The organism is Phocaeicola sartorii JCM 17136 = DSM 21941 (genome assembly GCF_054653615.1).
The window spans coordinates 258,020-281,812 of record NZ_BAAIFW010000005.1 but is presented as its reverse complement, the minus strand read 5'-3'; the positions used below and the strand labels follow the sequence as shown (position 1 = coordinate 281,812).

27 protein-coding genes and 5 tRNA genes are annotated in these 23,793 nt (G+C 41.5%); all 32 read right to left on the bottom strand.

The features are described from left to right. Nucleotides 1–18: 18 nt before the first annotated feature. The 32 genes from rplN to ACYQ0C_RS01195 all read right to left on the bottom strand — a co-directional run bounded on the left by rplN (nt 19) and on the right by ACYQ0C_RS01195 (nt 23,746). Nucleotides 19–384, bottom strand: coding sequence for a 50S ribosomal protein L14 (gene rplN / locus ACYQ0C_RS01350; RefSeq protein WP_005941865.1), 366 nt, complete (start codon nt 382–384; stop codon nt 19–21). Between the two features lie 2 nt (nt 385–386). Continuing rightward, nucleotides 387–644 carry a 30S ribosomal protein S17 gene (rpsQ, locus tag ACYQ0C_RS01345; RefSeq protein ID WP_005844864.1) on the bottom strand — a complete coding sequence of 86 codons (258 nt, stop codon included), beginning with the start codon at nt 642–644 and terminating at the stop codon, nt 387–389. A gap of 11 nt (nt 645–655) precedes the next feature. Continuing rightward, a complete protein-coding gene (gene rpmC, locus ACYQ0C_RS01340; RefSeq protein WP_005844862.1) occupies nt 656–850 on the bottom strand; it encodes a 50S ribosomal protein L29 in 195 nt (64 codons plus the stop codon). A 6-nt stretch (nt 851–856) separates the two neighbouring features. After that, on the bottom strand, nt 857–1,291 hold the full coding sequence (rplP, locus tag ACYQ0C_RS01335) for a 50S ribosomal protein L16 (protein WP_016275273.1): 435 nt from the start codon (nt 1,289–1,291) through the stop codon (nt 857–859). A gap of 21 nt (nt 1,292–1,312) precedes the next feature. Beyond that, a complete protein-coding gene (gene rpsC / locus ACYQ0C_RS01330; RefSeq protein ID WP_005844858.1) occupies nt 1,313–2,044 on the bottom strand; it encodes a 30S ribosomal protein S3 in 732 nt (243 codons plus the stop codon). 6 nt (nt 2,045–2,050) lie between these two features. Next, nucleotides 2,051–2,461, bottom strand: coding sequence for a 50S ribosomal protein L22 (gene rplV / locus ACYQ0C_RS01325; protein WP_005844856.1), 411 nt, complete (start codon nt 2,459–2,461; stop codon nt 2,051–2,053). Nucleotides 2,462–2,497: 36 nt separating this feature from the next. Then, complete coding sequence (rpsS, locus tag ACYQ0C_RS01320; RefSeq protein WP_009125135.1) at nt 2,498–2,767, bottom strand: 30S ribosomal protein S19; 270 nt, start codon at nt 2,765–2,767, stop codon at nt 2,498–2,500. A gap of 22 nt (nt 2,768–2,789) precedes the next feature. Then, nucleotides 2,790–3,611 carry a 50S ribosomal protein L2 gene (rplB, locus tag ACYQ0C_RS01315; RefSeq protein WP_005844853.1) on the bottom strand — a complete coding sequence of 274 codons (822 nt, stop codon included), beginning with the start codon at nt 3,609–3,611 and terminating at the stop codon, nt 2,790–2,792. 5 nt (nt 3,612–3,616) lie between these two features. Further along, a complete protein-coding gene (gene rplW, locus ACYQ0C_RS01310) occupies nt 3,617–3,907 on the bottom strand; it encodes a 50S ribosomal protein L23 (protein WP_016275272.1) in 291 nt (96 codons plus the stop codon). A 21-nt stretch (nt 3,908–3,928) separates the two neighbouring features. Then, nucleotides 3,929–4,555 (bottom strand): 50S ribosomal protein L4, encoded by a 627-nt coding sequence (gene rplD / locus ACYQ0C_RS01305; RefSeq protein ID WP_016275271.1) that lies wholly within the window; start codon nt 4,553–4,555, stop codon nt 3,929–3,931. Then, nucleotides 4,555–5,172, bottom strand: a complete 618-nt coding sequence (gene rplC, locus ACYQ0C_RS01300) for a 50S ribosomal protein L3 (RefSeq protein ID WP_016275270.1) — start codon at nt 5,170–5,172, stop codon at nt 4,555–4,557. Before rplC ends, rplD begins: the two co-directional genes overlap by 1 nt. Nucleotides 5,173–5,193: 21 nt before the next feature. Beyond that, nucleotides 5,194–5,499, bottom strand: a complete 306-nt coding sequence (gene rpsJ / locus ACYQ0C_RS01295; protein WP_002558075.1) for a 30S ribosomal protein S10 — start codon at nt 5,497–5,499, stop codon at nt 5,194–5,196. 84 nt (nt 5,500–5,583) lie between these two features. Further along, entirely contained in the window at nt 5,584–7,701 is a 2,118-nt protein-coding gene (fusA, locus tag ACYQ0C_RS01290; RefSeq protein WP_016275269.1) for an elongation factor G, read from the bottom strand. A 31-nt stretch (nt 7,702–7,732) separates the two neighbouring features. Further along, nucleotides 7,733–8,209: a 30S ribosomal protein S7 gene (gene rpsG / locus ACYQ0C_RS01285; RefSeq protein WP_016275268.1), complete on the bottom strand. Its 477-nt coding sequence runs from the start codon at nt 8,207–8,209 to the stop codon at nt 7,733–7,735. 146 nt (nt 8,210–8,355) lie between these two features. Continuing rightward, nucleotides 8,356–8,769: a 30S ribosomal protein S12 gene (gene rpsL, locus ACYQ0C_RS01280; RefSeq protein ID WP_005844840.1), complete on the bottom strand. Its 414-nt coding sequence runs from the start codon at nt 8,767–8,769 to the stop codon at nt 8,356–8,358. A 189-nt stretch (nt 8,770–8,958) separates the two neighbouring features. After that, nucleotides 8,959–9,300: a DUF3467 domain-containing protein gene (locus ACYQ0C_RS01275; RefSeq protein WP_005844838.1), complete on the bottom strand. Its 342-nt coding sequence runs from the start codon at nt 9,298–9,300 to the stop codon at nt 8,959–8,961. A 210-nt stretch (nt 9,301–9,510) separates the two neighbouring features. Then, nucleotides 9,511–13,797: a DNA-directed RNA polymerase subunit beta' gene (gene rpoC / locus ACYQ0C_RS01270; protein ID WP_016275266.1), complete on the bottom strand. Its 4,287-nt coding sequence runs from the start codon at nt 13,795–13,797 to the stop codon at nt 9,511–9,513. 37 nt (nt 13,798–13,834) lie between these two features. Further along, nucleotides 13,835–17,647: a DNA-directed RNA polymerase subunit beta gene (rpoB, locus tag ACYQ0C_RS01265; protein ID WP_016275265.1), complete on the bottom strand. Its 3,813-nt coding sequence runs from the start codon at nt 17,645–17,647 to the stop codon at nt 13,835–13,837. A 102-nt stretch (nt 17,648–17,749) separates the two neighbouring features. Beyond that, nucleotides 17,750–18,124 (bottom strand): 50S ribosomal protein L7/L12, encoded by a 375-nt coding sequence (gene rplL / locus ACYQ0C_RS01260; RefSeq protein ID WP_005844832.1) that lies wholly within the window; start codon nt 18,122–18,124, stop codon nt 17,750–17,752. Between the two features lie 46 nt (nt 18,125–18,170). Then, nucleotides 18,171–18,689, bottom strand: coding sequence for a 50S ribosomal protein L10 (gene rplJ, locus ACYQ0C_RS01255; RefSeq protein ID WP_016275264.1), 519 nt, complete (start codon nt 18,687–18,689; stop codon nt 18,171–18,173). Nucleotides 18,690–18,704: 15 nt separating this feature from the next. Further along, a complete protein-coding gene (rplA, locus tag ACYQ0C_RS01250) occupies nt 18,705–19,403 on the bottom strand; it encodes a 50S ribosomal protein L1 (protein WP_005844828.1) in 699 nt (232 codons plus the stop codon). A 15-nt stretch (nt 19,404–19,418) separates the two neighbouring features. Next, nucleotides 19,419–19,862, bottom strand: coding sequence for a 50S ribosomal protein L11 (gene rplK, locus ACYQ0C_RS01245; protein WP_016275263.1), 444 nt, complete (start codon nt 19,860–19,862; stop codon nt 19,419–19,421). 60 nt (nt 19,863–19,922) lie between these two features. After that, nucleotides 19,923–20,465 (bottom strand): transcription termination/antitermination protein NusG, encoded by a 543-nt coding sequence (gene nusG / locus ACYQ0C_RS01240; RefSeq protein WP_016275262.1) that lies wholly within the window; start codon nt 20,463–20,465, stop codon nt 19,923–19,925. 13 nt (nt 20,466–20,478) lie between these two features. After that, on the bottom strand, nt 20,479–20,673 hold the full coding sequence (gene secE, locus ACYQ0C_RS01235) for a preprotein translocase subunit SecE (RefSeq protein WP_007838971.1): 195 nt from the start codon (nt 20,671–20,673) through the stop codon (nt 20,479–20,481). A 16-nt stretch (nt 20,674–20,689) separates the two neighbouring features. Next, a tRNA-Trp gene (locus ACYQ0C_RS01230) sits at nt 20,690–20,762 on the bottom strand. Between the two features lie 65 nt (nt 20,763–20,827). Then, complete coding sequence (tuf, locus tag ACYQ0C_RS01225; protein ID WP_016275261.1) at nt 20,828–22,012, bottom strand: elongation factor Tu; 1,185 nt, start codon at nt 22,010–22,012, stop codon at nt 20,828–20,830. A gap of 51 nt (nt 22,013–22,063) precedes the next feature. Beyond that, nucleotides 22,064–22,135: transfer RNA gene (locus ACYQ0C_RS01220), tRNA-Thr, on the bottom strand. Nucleotides 22,136–22,145: 10 nt separating this feature from the next. Then, nucleotides 22,146–22,218, bottom strand: a tRNA-Gly gene (locus ACYQ0C_RS01215). 32 nt (nt 22,219–22,250) lie between these two features. After that, nucleotides 22,251–22,333, bottom strand: a tRNA-Tyr gene (locus ACYQ0C_RS01210). A 45-nt stretch (nt 22,334–22,378) separates the two neighbouring features. Then, a tRNA-Thr gene (locus ACYQ0C_RS01205) sits at nt 22,379–22,452 on the bottom strand. A 98-nt stretch (nt 22,453–22,550) separates the two neighbouring features. Next, complete coding sequence (gene hpf, locus ACYQ0C_RS01200; RefSeq protein ID WP_016275260.1) at nt 22,551–22,850, bottom strand: ribosome hibernation-promoting factor, HPF/YfiA family; 300 nt, start codon at nt 22,848–22,850, stop codon at nt 22,551–22,553. Nucleotides 22,851–22,864: 14 nt separating this feature from the next. Further along, complete coding sequence (locus ACYQ0C_RS01195; protein WP_016275259.1) at nt 22,865–23,746, bottom strand: tyrosine-type recombinase/integrase; 882 nt, start codon at nt 23,744–23,746, stop codon at nt 22,865–22,867. Nucleotides 23,747–23,793: the final 47 nt, after the last annotated feature.

Here is a 23,793-nt window from a genome sequence, read left to right as displayed (position 1 = left end):
CTTAAATCTTTTACAAAATTAAAGTACTTCAGGTGCAAGTGATACCACTTTCATGTTTGCAGCACGCAACTCTCTTGCAACAGGGCCAAAAATACGACTTCCTCTAATTTCGCCTGCATTATTCAATAATACGCAAGCATTATCATCAAAACGAATATAAGAACCATCAGCACGACGGATTTCTTTCTTAGTACGTACAATTAAAGCCTTTGATACTGCACCTTTTTTAACATCACTAGAGGGGATTACACTCTTGATAGAAACTACAATGACATCCCCTACAGAAGCGTAACGTCTCCTCGTACCGCCTAATACGCGGATACAAAGAGCTTCTTTAGCGCCACTGTTGTCACACACTGTAAGTCTGGATTCTACTTGTATCATAATTACTTAGCTCTTTCAATTATTTCAACCAATCTCCATCTCTTAGTTTTGCTCAAAGGACGAGTTTCCATGATGTGTACTGTATCACCTACATTACATTCATTCTTTTCATCATGAGCATGGTATTTTTTCGTTTTAGAAACGAACTTACCATAAATAGGGTGTTTTTCCTTAAACTTAGCAGCAACAGTAATGGTCTTATCCATCTTATTGCTTACTACAACACCTGTTCTTTCTTTTCTTAAATTTCTAGCTTCCATGAGGACCATTATTATTTGTTAAGTTCTCTCTGATGCAATTCTGCCTTCATACGCGCAATCGTTCTGCGTAATTTCTTAATCTGTGCAGGATTATCCAGCGGAGAGATAGAATGATTTAAAACCATCTGATTGTAATTGGCTACTTCAGCTTCAATTCTTTCTGCCAATTCATTGGTAGCTATTTCTCTAATTTCTGCAATCTTCATAATAAATTAAGCATTTTGATTTTTAGCATCGTAATCACGTCTAACTATAAACTTAGTAGTAACAGGAAGCTTCTGTGCTGCAAGACGCAAAGCTTCTTTAGCTACCTCATAAGGAACACCTTCTGCCTCGATGATAATACGACCCGGAGTAACCGGAGCGACGAAACCTTCAGGAGCACCTTTACCTTTACCCATACGCACATCAGCAGGCTTGCGGGTAATAGGTTTGTCCGGGAAAATACGGATCCAAATCTGTCCTTGACGTTGCATATATCTTGTTACCGCAATACGTGCAGCTTCAATTTGTCTACCTGTAATCCATTTAGTCTCCAAAGATTTGATACCAAATGATCCGAAAGCCAATTGGTTTCCTCTTTGAGCATTTCCTTTCTGACTGCCCTTCTGCTGTCTTCTGAATTTTGTCTTTTTCGGTTGTAACATAATTCCTAAAATTCAAATCCGTTAGCGATTGTTTTTCTTTCTTTTGAAGTTCTTACCACCGTTATTGTTGCCATTACCGCCACGACCACTCTCTTTAGTCTGAGTAAAGTTAGGCGCTAATTCTCTCTTACCATACACTTCACCACGGCAAATCCATACTTTGATACCCAGCAAACCAACCTTAGTCAAAGCTTCTGCATGACAATAGTCAATGTCCGCACGGAAAGTATGTAACGGAGTTCTTCCTTCTTTATACATTTCAGAACGAGCCATTTCCGCTCCATTCAAACGTCCTGAAATCAACACTTTGATACCTTCAGCACCCATACGCATTGTGTTAGCGATAGCCATCTTGATGGCGCGGCGATAGGCAATCTTACCTTCTACCTGACGAGCGATATTATTAGCTACAATAACAGCGTCCAACTCAGGTCTTTTCACCTCAAAGATATTAATCTGAATATCCTTGTCCGTGATTTTCTTCAACTCTTCTTTCAGCTTGTCAACTTCCTGACCGCCTTTACCAATGATAATACCCGGACGCGCTGTACAAACTGTGATTGTCACCAATTTCAGTGTACGTTCTATAACAATTCTTGAAACGCTGGCTTTTGCAAGTCTGGCATTCAAATATTTACGGATTTTGCTGTCTTCCAACAAAGCATCACCATAATCATTGCCACCGTACCAATTAGAATCCCATCCTCTGATAATTCCTAAACGGTTGCTTATCGGATTAACTTTCTGTCCCATCTAGTCTTAATTTTGATTATCATTAGTACTCTTAGAATCAACGAACAAAGTCACATGATTTGAACGTTTACGAATTCTGTAACCTCTACCCTGCGGAGCCGGACGCATTCTTTTCAGCGTTGCACCCCCATCAACATAAATCTTTGTTACAAACAATTCGCCACTTTCTGCCTTACGTTCGTTTTTCTGTTCCCAGTTAGCAATAGCAGAGCGCAACAGTTTTTCCACTCTTGCAGAAGCTTCTTTAGAAGAAAACTTCAAGACACCCAGTGCACGGTTCACTTCCATACCACGAATCATGTCAGCCACGAGACGCATTTTTCGCGGAGAAGTAGGAACATTTTGCAACTTTGCAAAATACATGGTCTTAAGGGCTTCTTTTCTTTTTTCAGCCGATATTTTTTTTCTTGCTCCCATTATTTATTACTTTATTATTTCTTCAGATTATCCTGCTTATTTTTTCTTGTTACCTGCATGGCCGCGGAATGTACGTGTCGGTGCAAATTCACCCAGTTTGTGTCCTACCATGTTTTCTGTAACGTAAACAGGAATAAATTTATTTCCGTTATGAACTGCAATTGTGTGCCCTACAAAATCAGGCGAGATCATTGAAGCTCTAGCCCAAGTCTTAACGACAACCTTCTTGCCGCTTTCATTCATAGCAAGCACTTTGTTTTCAAGTTTTACGTTAATATATGGACCTTTTTTTAATGAACGACTCATAATTTACTCAATTAATCAGTTATTACTTTCTTCTCTCAATAATATACTTAGAAGACTGTTTCTTCGGAGCTCTTGTCTTCAAGCCCTTAGCATACAAGCCTGTACGTGATCTTGGGTGACCTCCGGAAGCGCGTCCTTCACCACCACCCATCGGGTGATCAACAGGATTCATAACAACACCACGGTTGCGAGGACGACGACCCATCCAACGAGTACGACCTGCCTTACCGGAAGATTCCAATCCATGATCAGAGTTACCAACGCTACCTATAGTAGCCTTACAAGCACTAAGTATTTGTCTTACCTCACCTGAAGGCAATTTAATTACACAATACTTGCCTTCTCTTGAAGTTAACTGAGCAAAATTACCAGCTGATCTCACCAAAGCTGCACCTTGACCCGGACGTAATTCAATATTATGAATTACAGTACCAACGGGGATGTTTTCAAGCGGAAGTGCGTTACCAATCTCAGGCGCTGCATTCGCTCCAGACATCAATGTGCTACCAACCTGCAATCCATTAGGAGCAATAATATATCTCTTTTCACCATCAGCATAAAACAGCAAAGCGATACGAGCCGAACGATTCGGATCGTATTCTATTGTTTTAACGACTGCGGGTACACCGTCTTTGTTTCTCTTGAAATCGATAAGTCTGTATTTTCTCTTGTGACCGCCGCCCATATAGCGCATTGTCATTTTACCAACATTGTTGCGACCACCTGTTGAGCGCTTTCCAAATACAAGAGACTTTTCTGGTACCGATGCAGTAATCTCTTCAAAAGTACCAATAATTTTATGTCTTTGCCCCGGTGTTGTGGGCTTAAATTTACGTACTGCCATCTTTTTTAAATATTGCTATAAAAATCAATAGTATCGCCTTCTTTCAATGTAACAACAGCTTTCTTATAAGCGTTCGTACGACCATTGATGATTCCAGACTTAGTGTAACGGCTTTTACTCTTTCCCGAGTATCTCAGCGTATTTACATCTACTACTGTAACATTATACAAAGCTTCAACCTCTCTCTTAATTTCCAACTTGTTAGCCTCAGGACGCACAATAAAACCGAAACGGTTTAATTTCTCGGTAATTGCAGTCATTTTCTCAGTAACCAACGGTTTAATAATAATTCCCATTATCTAAGCCTCCTTTTTAAATTAAGATAAGATATTCTCGATAGCCTTGAGCGAGTTTTCTGTAACAACAAGAGTTTCAGCATTCAATACTTTGTAAGTATTTAATGCAGAAGCAATTGCTACATCGGCACGTTCAATGTTACGAGCTGACAAATATACATTTTTATTAGCTTCCGGCAAAACAAGAAGCAACTTTTTGTCAGCAATTTTAAGATTATTTACCATAGCAACGAAATCCTTAGTCTTCGGAGCTTCAAAAGTGAAGTCTTCAACAATAATGATTGCGTTCTCTTGAACTTTATAAGACAGAGCTGACTTACGAGCCAATGTCTTAACTTTTTTATTCAACTTGAACCAATAGTCGCGAGGTTTAGGACCAAACACACGAGCACCACCCACCAATACCGGAGAGTTGATATCACCACGACGAGCACCGCCACCACCTTTCTGACGACCTAATTTACGAGTAGAACCGCTGATTTCGCTTCTTTCTTTAGATTTATGAGTTCCCTGACGTTGGTTAGCCATAAACTGCTTAACGTCCAAATAGATAGCGTGGTCATTGGGTTCAATTCCGAAGATAGATTCGTTTAACGTAACCTTTCTTCCGGTGTCTTCACCTTTAATATTTAATACGTTAACTTCCATTATTTCTCAATTATTACGATTGAACCTTTGCAACCCGGTACCGAACCTTTAATCAAAAGAAGATTGTGTTCCGGAATCACTTTTAATACCTGTAAGTTATGTGTAGTAACGCGGTCACCACCCATTTGGCCACCCATGCGCATTCCTTTGAATACTTTTGCTGGGTAAGAACATGCACCGATAGAACCCGGTTTACGGGCGCGGTTGTGCTGACCGTGAGTAGTCTGACCTACACCACCAAATCCATGTCTTTTCACTACACCTTGGAAGCCTTTACCTTTAGAAGTACCAACAACGTCAACATAAGCTACATCATTGAATAATTCCACTGTAATAGTGTCTCCCAAATTCAGTTCTGTCTCAAAATCCTTGAACTCGGCCAAGTGTCTCTTCGGAGTTACACCAGCTTTTTTAAAGTGCCCCATCAAAGGTTTGGTAGTATGTTTTTCCTTTTTGTCCTGGAAACCTACCTGAACAGCTGCATAGCCGTCTTTCTCAACACTCTTAATCTGAGTAACTACACAAGGACCAGCTTCGATAACAGTGCATGGTACATTCTTACCATCAGCACTGAAAACGGATGTCATTCCGATTTTCTTTCCTAATAATCCTGGCATTTCAGTTAATTTTTAAATGCATTAAACTTTAATTTCTACTTCAACTCCACTCGGTAATTCTAACTTCATCAGAGCATCTACTGTCTTAGCTGTTGAGCTATAGATGTCGATCAATCTCTTGTAAGAAGACAATTCAAACTGTTCACGTGACTTCTTATTAACAAAAGTCGAACGGTTTACCGTGAAAATACGCTTGTGTGTAGGCAATGGAATAGGACCGCTGACGATAGCGCCTGTAGCCTTCACAGTTCTAACGATCTTTTCAGCAGATTTGTCCACCAAGTTGTGATCGTAAGATTTCAGTTTAATTCTAATTTTTTGACTCATTAGATTTTAAATTAAAAAATGATTAAATATAAAGTGGGGCCGGATTAAGAGTCATTCGCTAACCCGTCGCCCCTTCTTTTTCTATTATACTAAGTCCACACGACCTTTCACTTCTTCAAGTACAGCCTTAGCAATAGAGCTGGAAACTTGAGCATGATGATCGTAAGTCATAGATGAGGTTGCACGACCTGAAGTGATAGTACGTAAAGCTGTTACATAACCGAACATTTCAGCCAAAGGCACTTTTGCTTTTACAATACGAGCTCCAGAACGGCTTGATTCCATTCCTTCTACTTGACCACGGCGTTTATTCAAGTCACCGATAACATCACCCATATTTTCTTCCGGAGTTACAACTTCCAGCTTCATAATAGGTTCAGTCAATACAGGACCTGCTTTAGCACATGCATTCTTGTAAGCCTGGATAGCACAGATTTCAAATGACAACTGGTCAGAGTCAACCGGGTGGAATGAACCATCCTTCAAAACAACTTTCAGTGAATCCAGCGGATAACCTGCCAATACACCATTCTTCATTGCTGTCTGGAAACCTTTCTGGACTGATGGGATAAATTCCTTAGGAACGTTACCGCCCTTCACTTCATCAATAAACTGCAGACCGCCTTGTGTAAAGTCTTCATCAACCGGGCCGATTGCCACAATGATATCGGCAAACTTACCACGACCACCAGACTGTTTCTTATAAACTTCACGCAACTCAACAGTCTTAGTGATAGCTTCCTTGTAGTTAACCTGAGGTTTACCCTGATTACATTCTACTTTGAACTCACGTTTCAGACGATCGATAATAATATCCAAGTGAAGCTCACCCATACCAGAAATAATAGTCTGACCAGATTGTTCGTCAGTCTTAACAGTAAATGTCGGGTCTTCTTCAGCCAATTTAGCCAAACCGTTAGACAATTTGTCAAGGTCTTTCTGGGTCTTAGGCTCAACAGCAATACCAATTACCGGATCAGGGAATTCCATTGACTCCAATACGATCGGAGCATCTTCATCGCACAATGTATCACCTGTACGGATATCCTTGAAACCAACACCGGCACCAATATCACCTGCGCCAATTACCTCCACAGGGTTCTGTTTATTTGAATGCATCTGGAACAAACGTGACACACGTTCTTTCTTACCCGAACGAGTATTATAGATGTATGAACCAGCCTCTACTTTACCAGAGTAAACACGGAAGAAAGTCAAACGACCTACATAGGGGTCTGTTGCAATCTTAAATGCCAAAGCTGAAGTCTTTTCATCATCACTAGGCATACGATCCTCTTCTGCACCAGTGCTCGGGTTAGTACCTACGATAGCAGGTGTATCCAACGGAGAAGGCAAGAACGCACAAACGTAGTCAAGCAATGTCTGAACTCCCTTATTTTTGAATGAAGAGCCACAGAACATAGGAACGATATCCATCTTCAATGTTCCCGCACGTAAAGCACGCAAAATTTCCTCTTCAGTGATTGTAGAAGGATCATCAAAGAATTTTTCCATTAAAGCGTCATCAAATTCAGCTACTTTTTCGAGCATTTTTTCTCTCCATTCATTAGCTTCATCAACCAAGTTCGCAGGAATCTCTTCTACGCTATAATCTGCACCCATTGTTTCATCGTGCCACAAAATAGCTTTCATTTTGATCAAATCAACAACCCCCTTAAAGCTTTCTTCAGCACCGATAGGAATTACTACAGGACAAGCATTTGCGCCCAATACATCCTTCATCTGACGAACAACTTCGAAGAAGTCAGCACCAGAACGGTCCATTTTATTAACGTAACCGATACGAGGTACATTATATTTATCAGCCTGACGCCATACTGTTTCCGACTGAGGTTCTACACCACCTACCGCACAATAAGCCGCAACAGCTCCATCCAACACACGCAAGGAACGTTCTACTTCAGCAGTAAAGTCAACGTGTCCCGGAGTATCAATCAAGTTAATTTTATAAGTATTTCCCGCATATTTCCAACGAGTAGTAGTAGCAGCAGATGTAATAGTGATACCACGTTCCTGCTCCTGCTCCATCCAGTCCATTGTTGCCGCACCGTCATGCACCTCACCAATTTTGTGAGTTAATCCAGTGTAGAACAAAATACGTTCTGAAGTCGTTGTCTTACCGGCATCGATGTGAGCCATGATACCGATATTGCGGGTCAAATGCAAATCATGTTTAGCCATTTTCGTCCTTTACTTATTAATTATTACTTGATTAGAATCTGAAGTGAGCGAATGCACGGTTAGCTTCAGCCATACGATGCATATCTTCCTTACGTTTATAAGCGCCACCCTGTTCGTTGAAAGCGTCAATAATCTCAGCAGCTAATTTATCAGCCATTGATTTACCGCCGCGTTTACGAGCGAAAAGAATCAAGTTTTTCATTGAAATTGACTCTTTACGATCAGGACGAATTTCAGTAGGAACTTGGAAAGTAGCGCCACCTACGCGACGAGACTTTACTTCAATCTGAGGAGTTACATTATCCAAAGCTTTCTTCCAGATTTCCAAAGATGATTTTTCTTCGTTAGGAAGTTTTGCTTTCACTGTTTCCAGTGCTGCATAGAAGATCTCATAAGATGTATTCTTTTTCCCATCATACATCAAGTGGTTCACGAATTTAGAGACCTTCTGATCATTAAATACCGGATCCGGAAGGATCACACGTTTTTTTGGTTTTGCTTTTCTCATTTTTTCTCAAAATAATGTTTTGTTTGGGGCTGCACTTTTCCGTTTACTTCAACGCTTCCTCCGAAGCATTTACTCAACCTTTATAGCTTATTCCAACAAACCAAAACTTAAATTAATATTCTTTGTTTCAGGAATTCAGTTACAATTTACTTCTTTCCTTTTCCTTTTGCAGGAGCTGCAGCCTGTCCAGCTTTAGGACGCTTGGCACCATATTTAGAACGTCTTTGTGTACGACCAGCCACACCAGCTGTATCCAAAGTACCACGAACAATGTGATAACGTACACCCGGAAGGTCTTTCACACGACCACCACGAACCAATACGATGGAGTGTTCCTGCAAGTTATGACCTTCTCCCGGAATATAAGAGTTCACTTCCTTAGAGTTAGTCAGACGCACACGAGCAACTTTACGCATTGCTGAATTCGGCTTTTTCGGAGTAGTAGTATACACACGAACACAAACACCACGTCTTTGAGGACATGAATCCAGTGCCGGAGATTTACTCTTCTCAACCAAAACCTCTCTTCCTTTTCTTACTAATTGTTGAATAGTAGGCATTTTGTTTGATTTTTAATTATTATATATTGTTTATTAATTTGCTATACTAAGTCCAAAACTATACATTTTGGGCTGCAAAGTTACGAATAACATTTTAATAAACAATACTTTCTACCAATAAAAATAGTCTGTCTCTCAAAAAAAGTTTTTGAAAAACAGACTACTATGTTATTTTCGCTACAAAAGCCCTTATGCCTCCCCTTTAAATCCGCTTATAGGAGGAATGAATGTTTTTCCATCCGGTCCATTATTTCCCCCATTCATTTCTTCCGGCATTCGGATAGGTCCGAAATTACGTTCGTATTTTGCAACATTCTCCTGTAATGCATACATCAAACGTTTTGCGTGTTCAGGAGTCAGTACAATACGTGACTGCACTCCAGCTTTGGGCAATCCCGGCATTACACGCACAAAATCAACAATAAATTCCGAACTGGAATGGGTGATAATGGCAAGATTTGCATACGTTCCTTGAGCCACTTCTTCTTTCAACTCTATCTGCAGCTGATTGTTATTTTTTTCGTTTTCCATGATTTTATACTTTAGCATTAAAAAATATTCTGAATCTCAATGTTCCCAACTTCAATTCTTTGGTTAGAGTACAAATATAGATATTTATTTGCAATAATACAACATACCCACTGCTGCTCTATATATTTTTCCGATAGCATCTGTTATAAATCTAAAGAGGCTGATTTCTCTCTGGGAAATCAGCCTCTTTTACGTTGTGTATATTTAAAATTACTCTACTTCACTATAGTCAAGGACATTCTTACGAGTAGCAAGAATACGGTCATACTCTTCCTTTGAACCGACAATAATCTTTTCAAATTCACGCTGACCGGTACCAGCAGGAATCAAGTGACCACAAATCACATTTTCCTTCATGCCTTCCAACCTGTCAACCTTACCATTGATGGCAGCCTCATTCAAGACTTTCGTTGTTTCCTGGAATGATGCAGCCGACATGAAGCTTGAAGTTCCCAAAGCAGCACGGGTGATACCTTGCAAAATCTGAGTAGATGTAGCAGGAATAGCATCACGTACCTCAACAGGCTTCAAGTCACGACGTTTCAGCATACTGTTCTCATCACGCAACTTACGGGCAGTGACAATCTGCCCCGGCTGCAAATTCTGAGAATCACCAGCATCAACAACCACCTTCTTGCCCCAGATACGGTCGTTTTCTTCCATGAACTCTTGCTTATCCACTACCTGTTGTTCCAAGAAGCGGGTATCGCCCGGCTCATCGATCTCTACTTTACGCATCATTTGACGAACGATAATCTCAAAGTGTTTATCATTAATCTTCACACCCTGCAAACGGTAAACGTCCTGCACTTCATTAACGATGTATTCCTGTACAGCCGTAGGACCTTTGATGGTCAAGATGTCAGCAGGAGTAATCGCACCGTCAGACAACGGAGTTCCGGCACGAACATAGTCGTTTTCCTGAACCAATATTTGCTTAGACAGGTTCACCAAGTACTTCTTCACCTCACCCGTCTTAGATGTAACGATAATTTCACGATTACCACGTTTAATCTTACCCATAGTAATTTCACCGTCTATTTCAGAAACGACAGCCGGATTAGAAGGGTTACGTGCCTCAAACAACTCTGTAACACGAGGAAGACCACCAGTGATATCACCAGCCTTACCTACAGCGCGAGGGATCTTCACAATAATGTCACCAGCCTTCACAGCCTGACCGTTTTCAATCACGACATGGCCACCCACAGGCAAGTTATAAGTACGGATCAAATTGCCATCTTCTGTCACAATATGAGCAGAAGGCACCTTAGTCTTATCTTTGGACTCGATAATGATAATCTCACGCAAGCCGGTAGCTTCATCAGATTCTACCTTATAAGTCACGTTTTCAACCACACTTTCGAATTCAATCTTACCAGTAGCTTCTGTGATAATGACAGCATTAAACGGATCCCACTTAGCAATAAGTTTGCCCTTCTCGACAATATCACCGTCCGCAGCATACAATTTAGAACCGTAAGGCACGTTATGAGTTGACAGGATAATTCCTGTATTCACATCAATAAAGCGGACTTCGGCCAAACGACCGACTACCACCTTCACTGATTCACCCATTTCATCAACCGTATCTACCGTACGCAGTTCTTCGAATTCCAAACGTGCATTATTCTTGGCTACAATACTTGCATTGGCAGCCATATTGCCTGCGATACCACCGGCATGGAATGTACGCAGTGTCAACTGTGTACCCGGTTCACCGATAGACTGCGCAGCGATTACACCAACAGCTTCACCTTTCTGAACCATACGGCTGGATGCCAAGTTACGTCCGTAACACTTAGCACATACACCTTTCTTAGATTCACAAGTCAATACCGAACGGATTTCAACGCTTTCAATCGGAGAATCCTCGATTTCCTGCGCAATATCCTCTGTAATTTCCTCACCGCCAGCCACAATCAGTTTTCCAGTAGTAGGATGGACGATATCATGTACAGAAACACGTCCCAGAATACGTTCGTACAAAGTGGCAATAACTTCATCGTTATTTTTCAAAGCTGTACAAACCAGACCACGAAGTGTTCCACAGTCTTCTTCATTAATAATCACATCATGAGACACGTCCACAAGACGACGAGTCAAATATCCCGCATCGGCCGTTTTCAACGCGGTATCCGCCAAACCTTTACGAGCACCGTGGGTAGAGATAAAATACTCTAACACAGACAAACCTTCCTTAAAGTTTGAAAGAATCGGGTTCTCAATAATCTGCGCACCCTCAGCACCGGCTTTCTGCGGTTTTGCCATCAAACCACGCATACCAGACAACTGACGAATCTGCTCCTTAGAACCACGAGCACCGGAATCAAGCATCATAAATACTGAGTTGAAACCTTGGTCATCGTTCTTAATTGTCTTGTAAAGGATATCAGACAAATCACTATTTACGTGAGTCCATGTATCAATAACCTGGTTGTAACGTTCATTGTCAGTGATGAAACCCATGTTATAATTCATCATAATCTGCTCAACCTCCTCATTACCACGTTTTACCAGTTCTTCTTTTTCTTTCGGGATAATAATATCGCCCAAGTTGAATGACAGCCCGCCCTTGAAAGCCATATAATAACCTAAGTTCTTAATACCATCCAAGAACTCACAAGCACGTGCAACACCGACAGCCTTGATAACATCACTAATGATGTCACGCAAAGACTTTTTAGAAATAATGGTATTCAGGTAGCCTACTTCAGCCGGAACGATTTCGTTTACAATCACACGACCTACGGAGGTTTCCTTCATCATCACATCTACGATTTTACCATCCTTGTCCAAATCCTTCACAACTACGTTGACAATGGCATGAATATCCACTTTACCTTCATTATAAGCAATCAAAGCCTCTTCCGGTCCGTAGAAAGTCAAGCCCTCACCTTTAGCTCCTTTTCTCAGTTTGGTAATATAATACAAACCAAGTACCATATCCTGTGCTGGCACAGTAATAGGCGCACCATTGGCAGGATTCAAAATGTTATGAGCCTGGAGCATCAACATCTGTGCTTCCAGAATCGCATCATTGCTCAAAGGCAAGTGAACAGCCATCTGGTCACCATCGAAGTCGGCATTGAACGCAGTACAAGCCAACGGGTGCAACTGGATAGCTTTACCTTCAATCATGTGCGGCTGGAAAGCCTGAATACCCAGACGGTGCAGAGTCGGCGCACGGTTCAGCAATACAGGATGACCTTTCATTACATGTTCCAAGATATCCCAAATCACAGGTTCCTTGCGGTCTACAATCTTCTTTGCCGATTTTACAGTCTTCACGATACCACGTTCTATCAGCTTACGGATGATAAACGGTTTGTAAAGTTCTGCAGCCATCAACTTAGGAATACCACATTCACCCATCTTCAATTCAGGACCAACGACGATTACCGAACGAGCTGAATAGTCAACACGCTTACCCAACAAGTTCTGACGGAAACGTCCTTGCTTACCTTTCAAACTATCAGACAGTGATTTCAACGGACGGTTAGCGTCTGTCTTCACCGCACTTGACTTACGTGAATTATCGAACAAGGAATCGACAGCTTCTTGCAACATACGTTTTTCATTACGCAAAATCACTTCCGGAGCCTTTATCTCAATCAGTCGTTTCAAACGGTTGTTACGGATAATCACACGACGATACAAATCATTCAAGTCAGAAGTGGCAAAACGACCACCATCCAACGGAACCAACGGACGAAGTTCAGGAGGGATAACCGGCACAATACGTACAATCATCCATTCAGGTTTATTGCGCCCGCGAGATGCACGGAACGATTCAACTACCTGCAGACGCTTCAAAGCCTCGTTCTTACGTTGCTGTGAGGAATCGTTGCTTGCCTTATGACGCAATTCGTATGACAAAGCATCCAAATCCAAAGTTGAGAGCAAGTCATAAATAGCTTCAGCACCCATCTTAGCGATGAACTTGTTCGGATCTGTATCCTCCAAATATTGGTTTTCTTTTGGAAGCGTATCCAAGATATCCAGATACTCTTCTTCAGAAAGCAAATCAAATTTATTAATACCGTCTTCAGCTTTCACACCCGGCTGAATAACTACATAGCGTTCATAATATACAATAGCGTCCAGTTTCTTTGTAGGCAAGCCCAACAAATAACCGATTTTGTTCGGCAATGAACGGAAATACCAGATATGTGCTACAGGCACAACCAGCTGAATATGTCCCATACGTTCACGACGCACCTTCTTTTCAGTCACTTCAACGCCGCATCGGTCGCACACAATTCCTTTATAACGGATACGTTTGTACTTACCGCAATGACATTCATAGTCTTTTACCGGTCCAAAGATACGTTCGCAAAACAAGCCATCTCGTTCCGGTTTGTAGGTACGGTAGTTGATAGTTTCAGGCTTCAACACCTCACCGCTCGAATTCTCAAGGATTTCTTCGGGTGAAGCCAAGCCAATTGAGATTTTCGAGAAATTACTCTTTATCTTAGTTTCTTTTCTAAAAGCCATACTTCCTTATTTATAATGTAAAGAGTTATATTTTTTATTATTCAAGGTTGATACTCAAGCCAAGACCTCTCAGTTCATGTAACAATACATTCAGAGATTCCGGGATACCCGGAGTCGGCATAGGTTCACCTTTCACAATAGCTTCGTAAGCCTTTGAACGTCCTACAACGTCATCAGACTTGATAGTCAGGATTTCCTGCAAGATATGTGCCGCGCCAAATGCTTCAAGCGCCCACACTTCCATTTCTCCGAAACGCTGACCACCGAACTGTGCCTTACCACCAAGCGGCTGCTGAGTAATAAGAGAGTACGGACCGATAGAACGAGCATGCATCTTATCTTCAACCATGTGACCCAATTTCAACATATAAGTTACACCCACTGTTGCAGGTTGGTCAAAACGCTCACCTGTACCACCATCACAAAGATAAGTCTTACAATAACGGGGCAATCCGGCTTTATCCGTCCATTCATTTAAATCATCCATAGAAGCACCATCAAAAATAGGGGTAGCGAATTTCACGCCCAACTCTTTTCCGGCACGACCTAATACGGCTTCAAAAATCTGACCGATATTCATACGAGAAGGCACACCCAACGGATTCAATACGATATCAACCGGGGTTCCATCCGCCAAGAACGGCATATCTTCCTGGCGAACCACACGAGACACAATACCTTTGTTACCGTGACGTCCCGCCATCTTATCACCCACACCGATCTTACGTTTCTTGGCAATATAAACCTTAGCCATCTGAATAATACCTGCTGGAAGTTCATCACCGATAGTGATAGCGAATTTCCTACGCTTCAATTCAGCATCCAATTCTTTATATTTCTTCAGGTAATTCATGACCAAATCGCGGATCATATCATTCTTATGAGCGTCGGCAGTCCACTTACTCAACTGAATAATAGTATAATCCAATGATTCCAGATCGCGTTTGGTAAACTTCGCACCCTTAGCAATAACTTCCGTTCCCAAGTAATCTTTTACCCCCTGAGAAACCTTACCGTTAGTCAACACCAACAATTTCTCAATCAAGATATCTTTCAGTTTGGCAGCCTTCTCTTCGAATTCATCATTCAGTTTAGGCAGAATAGCCTTATCGGCATTCTTCTCACTTCTGCTCTTGATAACACGTGAGAACAACTTCTTGTCGATAACGACCCCACGCAATGACGGAGAAGCTTTCAATGAAGCGTCCTTCACATCACCTGCCTTATCACCAAAGATAGCACGAAGCAATTTCTCTTCCGGAGAAGGATCTGATTCACCCTTTGGAGTAATCTTACCAATCAAGATATCACCCGGTTCGATACGCGCACCTACACGAACGATACCGTTTTCATCCAAATCTTTAGTAGCTTCCTCACTCACATTAGGAATATCAGAAGTCAATTCTTCCATACCGCGTTTCGTCTCGCGGACTTCCAAAATATATTCATCAACGTGTACAGAGGTCAACAAGTCCTCACGTACAACGCGTTCATTCAACACAATAGCATCCTCGTAGTTATACCCCTTCCAAGGCATATAAGCCACCAACAGATTCTTACCCAATGCAAGCTCACCACCCTGAGTTGAATATCCTTCAGTCAGGATATCACCTTTCTTCACACGCTGACCTTTATCACAAGTAGGACGAAGGTCAATAGTCATACTCTGATTAGTCTTACGGAATTTAGGAATTCTGTATTCCTTCAAAGCAGGTTCAAAGCTTACAAATTCTTCATCTTCATTTCTGTCATACAGGATACGGATAGTCGTTGCATCCACATACTCCACAACCCCGTCGCCTTCTGCGGCAATCTGAGTACGAGAGTCTTCAACCAACTGCTTTTCAATACCTGTACCTACGATAGGAGCCTCTGTACGCAACAAAGGAACCGCCTGGCGCATCATGTTTGATCCCATCAATGCACGGTTAGCATCGTCATGTTCCAGGAACGGAATCAAAGAAGCAGCGATAGAAGCGATCTGCTGTGGAGAAACATCCATCAACTCCACCTGGTCAGGAGTAACGACCGGATAATCGGCATCACGACGAGCTTTTACTTTCTCACGAACAAATTTGCCTTCATCATCCAACGGAGCATTACCCTGAGCTATAACCTTGTCTTCTTCCTCTTCAGCTGTGAGATATTCAATACCTTCAGCAGATATATCCACCTTGCCATCAGCTACCTTACGATAAGGAGTAGAGATAAAGCCGAGTTCATTGATCTTAGCATATACACACAAAGAAGAGATCAAACCGATATTCGGACCTTCCGGAGTCTCAATCGGACACAAACGGCCATAGTGAGTATAGTGTACGTCACGAACCTCGAAACCGGCACGCTCACGTGACAAACCACCAGGGCCTAACGCTGACAAACGACGTTTGTGAGTGATTTCGGCCAACGGATTGGTTTGGTCCATGAACTGCGACAAAGCATTTGTACCGAAGAATGAATTGATAACAGAAGAAATAGTCTTCGCATTAATCAGATCAATCGGAGTAAACACTTCATTGTCACGTACGTTCATACGTTCACGGATAGTACGGGACATACGTGCCAAACCAATTGCAAACTGGTTAGACAACTGCTCGCCCACCGTACGTACACGACGGTTACTCAAATGGTCAATATCATCAACATCCGCTTTAGAGTTAATCAACTCAATCAGATACTTAATGATTTCGATAATATCTTGTTTTGTCAATACCTTCACATCCATATCCGTAGTCAGCCCCAACTTTTTGTTGATTCTGTAACGGCCTACTTCGCCAAGGTCATATCTTTTTTCAGAGAAGAACAAGTTATTGATAACCTCACGGGCGCTGGCATCATCAGCCGGGTCTGCATTACGCAACTGGCGGTAAATGTAAAGTACAGCCTCTTTTTCAGAGTTGCTCGGGTCTTTCTGAAGCGTATTAAAAATAATAGAGTAGTCGGATGAATTCGCTTCTTCCTTATGAACAAGGATATTCTGAACGCCAGAATCAATAATTTCATCGATATGATCCTCTTCTATCACAGTCTCACGATCAATGATCACCTCATTACGTTCAATAGAAACAACTTCACCGGTGTCTTCATCTACGAAATCCTCTGTCCATGTTTTCAAAACACGAGCAGCGAGTTTTCTTCCTACGACTTTCTTCAAATTAGTCTTGTTAACTTTAACGTCTTCAGCCAAGTTAAAGATTTCGAGGATATCTTTATCATTTTCAAAGCCCACCGCTCTTAACAGAGTCGTTACAGGCAATTTCTTTTTACGGTCGATATACGCATACATCACATTATTGATGTCTGTAGCGAATTCGATCCATGAACCTTTGAATGGTATAATACGGGCAGAGTACAATTTCGTACCGTTAGCATGTACACTCTGGCCGAAGAATACACCCGGAGAACGATGTAACTGAGAAACGACTACACGTTCAGCACCATTGATTACAAAAGTTCCTTTCGGAGTCATATACGGAATAGGCCCCAAATAAACATCCTGAATGACCGTGTCGAAATCTTCATGATCAGGATCAGTACAATACAGCTTCAATTTCGCCTTCAAAGGCACACTGTATGTGAGACCACGCTCCAGACACTCGTCTATTGAATAGTGAGGCGGATCAATGTAATAGTCCAAGAATTCAAGGACAAAGTTATTACGAGTGTCAGCGATAGGGAAGTTTTCAGCAAATACCTTGTACAGCCCGTCATTCTTACGTTTTTCGGGCGGGGTATCCAACTGTAAAAAGTCTTGGAATGACTTCAATTGCACTTCCAAGAAATCCGGATACTTCATCGGATTCTTGATGGAAGCAAAATTAACTCTTTGATTTTCAGTATTTGAAGACATTTGTTAATATTTTGTAGAACTTAATAATAATATAGACACAAAAAGGTTAAGAATCCTCTGCTTGAGGATTCCTAACCGTATTACCTGATACTCAGGCTAATATTATTTAAGCTCAACTTCAGCTCCAGCTTCTTCCAAAGTTTTCTTCAGTGATTCAGCTTCGTCTTTAGCCAAGCCTTCTTTTACTGTGCTAGGAGCACCGTCTACCATGTCTTTAGCTTCTTTCAAGCCAAGACCACATGCTTCTTTAACGGCTTTAACAACCTGCAATTTAGCAGCGCCTGCGCTCTTCAAAACTACATCGAAAGATGTTTTTTCTTCAGCAGCAGCTGCACCAGCAGCAGGACCAGCAGCAACAGCTACAGCTGCAGCAGCAGGTTCAATACCGTATTCTTCTTTAAGGATAGTTGCAAGTTCATTAACTTCTTTTACTGTCAAGTTAACTAATTGTTCTGCAAAAGCTTTCAAATCTGCCATTTTTGTATGATTTTAATTGTTTGTTACTAATTGATTATAAAATTGATTATTCGGCACGTTCGCCCAGAGTCTTAAGAACTCCATGAATGGTGTTACCACCTGATTGAAGAGCAGAAATAACATTCTTCGCCGGTGATTGCAGCAATGCAATGATATCAGCAATAACTTCATTCTTACTCTTGATATTGCAAAGAGCATCCAGTTGATTAGCACCTACATAGAAACCTTCTTCAGCATAAGCTGCTTTCAATGCAGGAATTTCCTCTTTGTATTCTTTCAACAACTTTGCAGGAGCGTTAGCTACTTCGCTAAACATTACTGAAGTTGTACCTTTTAAAGAATCGAACAACGGAGAGAAATCAACATCTTCCATGCTCATCAGAGCTTTGTGAAGCAAAGAATTCTTCACAACAACCAGCTTAATACCAGCTTTAAAACACTTTCTTCTCAGTTCACTTGTCTTAGCTGCATCCATAGCAGTTGTGTCAACCAAATAGAAATGTCCGTATTGCTTAACGGTTTCAGCCAACTGACCAATAATAACGCCTTTATCTTCCTTTCTCATGATTCCTCCTTATTATTAGTTTTCTTCTACAGTTTTGGGATCAATCTTGATACCCTTACTCATAGTACTTGAAAGATAAATACTCTTAATATAGGTACCCTTAGCTGAGCTTGGTTTCAATTTAATGATAGTAGCGATAAATTCTTTCGCATTATCACGAATCTGATCAGCAGTGAAAGAAACCTTACCAATTGAAGTATGAACGATACCGCTCTTATCAACCTTAAAGTCAATCTTACCTTGCTTAACTTCCTTAACAGCCTTAGCTACATCCATAGTTACAGTACCACTCTTAGGATTCGGCATTAATCCGCGAGGACCAAGAACACGACCCAGAGCACCGATCTTACCCATGATAGACGGCATTGTGATGATAACATCAATATCAGTCCATCCACCTTTGATCTTTTCAATATATTCGTCAAGACCAACATAGTCAGCGCCAGCTTCTTTTGCAGCAGCTTCAGCATCAGGTGTACACAGAACCAAGACACGTACCTGCTTACCTGTTCCGTGAGGCAGTGAAACTACACCACGAACCATTTGGTTAGCTTTACGAGGGTCTACACCTAAACGTACGTCAATATCTAATGAAGCATCAAATTTAGAAAAAGTAATATCTTTAACTAACTGTGCAGCTTCTTTCAGTGAGTATGCTTTCCCTGCTTCAATTTTTTCTGCAGCCAACTTTTGATTTTTTGTCAGTTTACCCATTATAATTGAAGTTTATTAGTTATTACCCGGGAATTCCCCTTTTACAGCGATACCCATACTTCTAGCTGTACCAGCTACCATAGTCATAGCCGACTCGATAGTGAAGCAGTTCAAGTCAACCATTTTGTCCTGAGCAATCGTACGAACTTGTTCCCAAGTAATTTCAGCAACTTTCTTACGGTTAGGCTCAGCAGAACCACTCTTAATCTTAGCCATTTCAAGCAATTGAATAGCTACGGGAGGAGTCTTGATGACAAAATCAAAAGACTTATCTGCGTAGTAGGTAATGATTACAGGTAAAATCTTACCTGCTTTGTCCTGGGTTCTGGCATTGAATTGCTTGCAAAATTCCATGATGTTAATACCCTTAGAACCCAAAGCAGGTCCAACGGGAGGTGATGGATTTGCAGCGCCTCCTTTAATCTGTAATTTGATTAGTCCAGCAACTTCTTTAGCCATTTTGTTTCTAATTTTTATATATTAATTATATCGAAAGTCTAATGCACGTAACAGGATGCATTATTCTTTCTCGACATCCATAAAGCCAAGTTCCAGCGGAGTTTTACGTCCGAAGATCTTAACCATAACCTTCAACTTCCGTTTTTCGGTGTTCACTTCTTCAATGAGACCACTGAAGCCACTGAACGGTCCAACGGCAACTTTCACTGTTTCTCCTACGGTGTAAGGTACATTCAGTTCCTCACTGCCTTCCTGGAGTTCATCCACCGTACCAAGTATGCGATTCACTTCCGATTGTCTCAGAGGGACCGGATTTTCGGAACCTCCCAAGAAGCCGATTACATTCGGAGTGTTTCTCAAATGATGAGCAACTTCACCGACCAAAGCAGCTTCTACTAAAACGTATCCGGGAAGATAACTTCTTTCTTTCACAATTTTCTTACCATTGCGAACCTGATACACTTTCTCAGTAGGAATCAACACCTGAGACACATACTCGCTAAGGTCACTATTCTTAATGTCAGCATCAAGATATTCCTTAACCTTGCTTTCTTTTCCACTAACGGCACGTAACACGTACCACTTTTTTTCAATCTCAGACATCTTTACTCAATTATTAGTGCGGATAGATAATATCCTCCATTACAAACTGGAAGACTGAATCCATAAGAAAAACGACTAGCGCAATGAGCAGGGAAGCATATAAAACAACCACTGCGCTACTAGAAAGTTCTTTACGAGTAGGCCATGATACTTTATGGACTAATTCGTCATAAGATTCTTTACAATAATTTGCTACTTTCTGAAACATATTCTTTCAAGTTTAGCACGGGAGGAGAGGCTCGAACTCCCGACACCCGGTTTTGGAGACCGGTGCTCTACCAACTGAGCTACTCCCGTAAAAATCAGTCCCCGGTATATTACGACCGAGAACTGATCATATTATTTATCTAATGTAATGTGTATTAGTCAAGAAGTTCTGTAATCTGACCAGCACCTACTGTACGTCCACCTTCGCGGATAGCGAAACGCAAACCTACGTTCAATGCAACCGGGTAGATCAACTCAACTGTAATAGTTACGTTATCACCAGGCATTACCATTTCAGTTCCTTCCGGCAAAGTGATTTCACCTGTACAGTCCATAGTACGCAAATAGAACTGAGGACGGTATTTGTTATGGAACGGAGTGTGACGGCCACCTTCTTCTTTCTTCAAGATATAAACCTCAGCTTTGAACTTAGAGTGAGCCTTAACCTGACCCGGCTTACACAAGATCATACCACGCTTGATTTCGTTCTTGTCGATACCACGCAACAACAAACCAACGTTATCACCAGCTTCACCTTGATCCAACAGTTTACGGAACATTTCAACACCAGTTACAACTGATTTCTTATCTTCACCCAAACCAAGGATTTCAATTTCGTCACCTACATGAATAACACCAGCTTCGATACGACCTGTAGCAACAGTACCACGACCAGTGATAGAGAATACGTCTTCAACAGGCATCAAGAAAGGTTTATCGATATCACGCGGAGGCAATGGAATCCAAGTATCAACTGCATCCATCAATTCCATTACTTTATCTTCCCATTCAGCAACACCGTTCAAAGCACCCAGTGCAGAACCGCGGATGATAGGAGTATTATCGCCGTCGAAATCATAGAATGAAAGCAGTTCACGCATTTCCATTTCTACCAATTCCAACATTTCTTCATCGTCAACCATATCGCACTTGTTCAAGAAAACAACCAAACGAGGTACGTTTACCTGACGAGCCAACAGGATGTGTTCACGAGTCTGAGGCATCGGACCATCAGTTGCAGCACAAACGATGATTGCGCCATCCATCTGAGCAGCACCAGTAACCATGTTCTTTACATAGTCGGCGTGACCCGGACAGTCAACGTGAGCATAATGACGATTTGCAGTTTGATATTCTACGTGAGAAGTATTGATAGTAATACCTCTTTCTTTTTCTTCAGGAGCGTTGTCGATTGAATCGAAAGAACGCAATTCTGAAAGACCTTTTTTAGCCAACACAGTAGTGATAGCAGCAGTCAAAGTGGTTTTACCGTGGTCAACGTGACCGATAGTACCAATGTTAACGTGCGGTTTCGAACGTTCAAATTTCTCTTTAGCCATAGCTTTACTTGTTATTTATTTGATTAATAATCAGCAATTACGTTATCAAAGAGCTGTTAACGAGACTTGAACTCGTGACCTCTTCCTTACCAAGGAAGTGCTCTACCACTGAGCTATAACAGCAAGAAAAGAGAGCGGAAGACGGGGCTCAAACCCGCGACCCTCAGCTTGGAAGGCTAATGCTCTATCAACTGAGCTACTTCCGCAAAACTAAAGACTTTTCAAAGCCTCAAGAATGTGGGCAAAGATGGATTCGAACCACCGAAGTCGAAAGACAGCAGATTTACAGTCTGCCCCATTTGGCCACTCTGGTATTTGCCCAACTTATTTTTCAAAGATCTATTAGCTTTTCAGCATCTTTTCTTGAGCCTCTTGTCGGATTCGAACCAACGACCCCGAGATTACAAATCACGTGCTCTGGCCAACTGAGCTAAAGAGGCTTGTTATTTCTAACTTTGCAACCATTCCACCTCGGATGGTTAAGCGGCTGCAAAGTTAGATATTTATTTTAAATCTCAAAAACTTTCAGCGATTTTTTTTATTTACCGCGCAGTTTTTCTTTATATTTTGTCAATTGCTTGGAAAGTGCGTCCACGCACACGTCAACTGACTCTTCAAATGTATCACTCACCTTCTCTGCAAAGAACTCACCATTAGGAACCAACACTTTCATACTAGCCTCCTTGTTCATTGCAGTTTCAGGTTTTACCACTTTTAATGACACCTCCACTTTATTTATATCGTCACAATACTTTTCTAACTTAGCAGCTTTTTTCTGGATAAAATCCTGAAGTCTTTCCGTTGCATCGAAATGAATAGCTTGAATTCTAACTTCCATAAATACCTCCTTTTTTACGCTCTTGGATGAGCTTGTTCATAAACTTTTTTAAGTTCCTCAAAAGTTGTATGCGTATAGACCTCCGTTGTTGTCAGACTACTATGGCCCAGCAATTCCTTCACCGCGCCCAACTCTGCCTCATTATTCAGCATAGTAGTTGCAAAAGTATGTCTCAACACATGCGGACTTCTTTTTTTCAGCGATACCACCTTTGAGAGGTTCCGTTTCACTAAAAGATATACCTTTCCAGCATACATCCGTTTCCCATTCTCCAGAACAAAAAACGCCTCCGCTTTTCCAGGCAACGCTTCGTTTCTTACCTTCAGATAAACAAGCATCGCTTCCCGCAGTTCTTCACCAAAAGGAATCAGCCGCTGTTTGTTTCTCTTACCCGTCACTTTTATCAGAGATGCAGAGAAATCGACATCCACATCATTCAGCCCTATCAGTTCGGAAAGCCGCATGCCCGTAGCATAAAACATTTCCAATATCATTTTATCCCGACAACCTGTAAAATCGTCCTTAAAAGGGACCTCATCCAAGAGTCGGTCCATTTCACGTTCTTTCAGAAATACAGGCAGAGGCTTCTTGTTTTTCGGACCAATGATTTTCAACATCGGGTCCACCCTCACCACGCCTTTCTTCAGAAGGAAACGATAAAACGACCGGAGCGAACTCAGTTTCCGGTTTACAGAAGTAGATGTATACCCAGCCTCCATCAGGTTCATTATCCAACCACGGACCAGATCCGCATCTACCGTTGTAAAATCAATATTCTCATCCCTCCCCTTGAAGTATTCTTCAAATTTGGTCAAATCTATTCCATAGCTAACTATCGTTTTCTCAGAATAGTTCCTTTCAAACCGAAGATAATCCAAAAAAGAGTCTGTCATCATAAGAAACGTCGCTTATCAATTCAGCAACGAATATATGAAAAAGAATT

Coding starts and splice junctions, on each gene's coding strand:
- rplN (WP_005941865.1), bottom strand. CDS start 384: ATGATACAAGTAGAATCCAGACTTACAGTGTGTGACAACAGTGGCGCT.
- rpsQ (WP_005844864.1), bottom strand. CDS start 644: ATGGAAGCTAGAAATTTAAGAAAAGAAAGAACAGGTGTTGTAGTAAGC.
- rpmC (WP_005844862.1), bottom strand. CDS start 850: ATGAAGATTGCAGAAATTAGAGAAATAGCTACCAATGAATTGGCAGAA.
- rplP (WP_016275273.1), bottom strand. CDS start 1,291: ATGTTACAACCGAAAAAGACAAAATTCAGAAGACAGCAGAAGGGCAGT.
- rpsC (WP_005844858.1), bottom strand. CDS start 2,044: ATGGGACAGAAAGTTAATCCGATAAGCAACCGTTTAGGAATTATCAGA.
- rplV (WP_005844856.1), bottom strand. CDS start 2,461: ATGGGAGCAAGAAAAAAAATATCGGCTGAAAAAAGAAAAGAAGCCCTT.
- rpsS (WP_009125135.1), bottom strand. CDS start 2,767: ATGAGTCGTTCATTAAAAAAAGGTCCATATATTAACGTAAAACTTGAA.
- rplB (WP_005844853.1), bottom strand. CDS start 3,611: ATGGCAGTACGTAAATTTAAGCCCACAACACCGGGGCAAAGACATAAA.
- rplW (WP_016275272.1), bottom strand. CDS start 3,907: ATGGGAATTATTATTAAACCGTTGGTTACTGAGAAAATGACTGCAATT.
- rplD (WP_016275271.1), bottom strand. CDS start 4,555: ATGGAAGTTAACGTATTAAATATTAAAGGTGAAGACACCGGAAGAAAG.
- rplC (WP_016275270.1), bottom strand. CDS start 5,172: ATGCCAGGATTATTAGGAAAGAAAATCGGAATGACATCCGTTTTCAGT.
- rpsJ (WP_002558075.1), bottom strand. CDS start 5,499: ATGAGTCAAAAAATTAGAATTAAACTGAAATCTTACGATCACAACTTG.
- fusA (WP_016275269.1), bottom strand. CDS start 7,701: ATGGCTAAACATGATTTGCATTTGACCCGCAATATCGGTATCATGGCT.
- rpsG (WP_016275268.1), bottom strand. CDS start 8,209: ATGAGAAAAGCAAAACCAAAAAAACGTGTGATCCTTCCGGATCCGGTA.
- rpsL (WP_005844840.1), bottom strand. CDS start 8,769: ATGCCTACTATTCAACAATTAGTAAGAAAAGGAAGAGAGGTTTTGGTT.
- ACYQ0C_RS01275 (WP_005844838.1), bottom strand. CDS start 9,300: ATGGAAAACGAAAAAAATAACAATCAGCTGCAGATAGAGTTGAAAGAA.
- rpoC (WP_016275266.1), bottom strand. CDS start 13,797: ATGGCTTTTAGAAAAGAAACTAAGATAAAGAGTAATTTCTCGAAAATC.
- rpoB (WP_016275265.1), bottom strand. CDS start 17,647: ATGTCTTCAAATACTGAAAATCAAAGAGTTAATTTTGCTTCCATCAAG.
- rplL (WP_005844832.1), bottom strand. CDS start 18,124: ATGGCAGATTTGAAAGCTTTTGCAGAACAATTAGTTAACTTGACAGTA.
- rplJ (WP_016275264.1), bottom strand. CDS start 18,689: ATGAGAAAGGAAGATAAAGGCGTTATTATTGGTCAGTTGGCTGAAACC.
- rplA (WP_005844828.1), bottom strand. CDS start 19,403: ATGGGTAAACTGACAAAAAATCAAAAGTTGGCTGCAGAAAAAATTGAA.
- rplK (WP_016275263.1), bottom strand. CDS start 19,862: ATGGCTAAAGAAGTTGCTGGACTAATCAAATTACAGATTAAAGGAGGC.
- nusG (WP_016275262.1), bottom strand. CDS start 20,465: ATGTCTGAGATTGAAAAAAAGTGGTACGTGTTACGTGCCGTTAGTGGA.
- secE (WP_007838971.1), bottom strand. CDS start 20,673: ATGTTTCAGAAAGTAGCAAATTATTGTAAAGAATCTTATGACGAATTA.
- tuf (WP_016275261.1), bottom strand. CDS start 22,012: ATGGCTAAAGAGAAATTTGAACGTTCGAAACCGCACGTTAACATTGGT.
- hpf (WP_016275260.1), bottom strand. CDS start 22,850: ATGGAAGTTAGAATTCAAGCTATTCATTTCGATGCAACGGAAAGACTT.
- ACYQ0C_RS01195 (WP_016275259.1), bottom strand. CDS start 23,746: ATGATGACAGACTCTTTTTTGGATTATCTTCGGTTTGAAAGGAACTAT.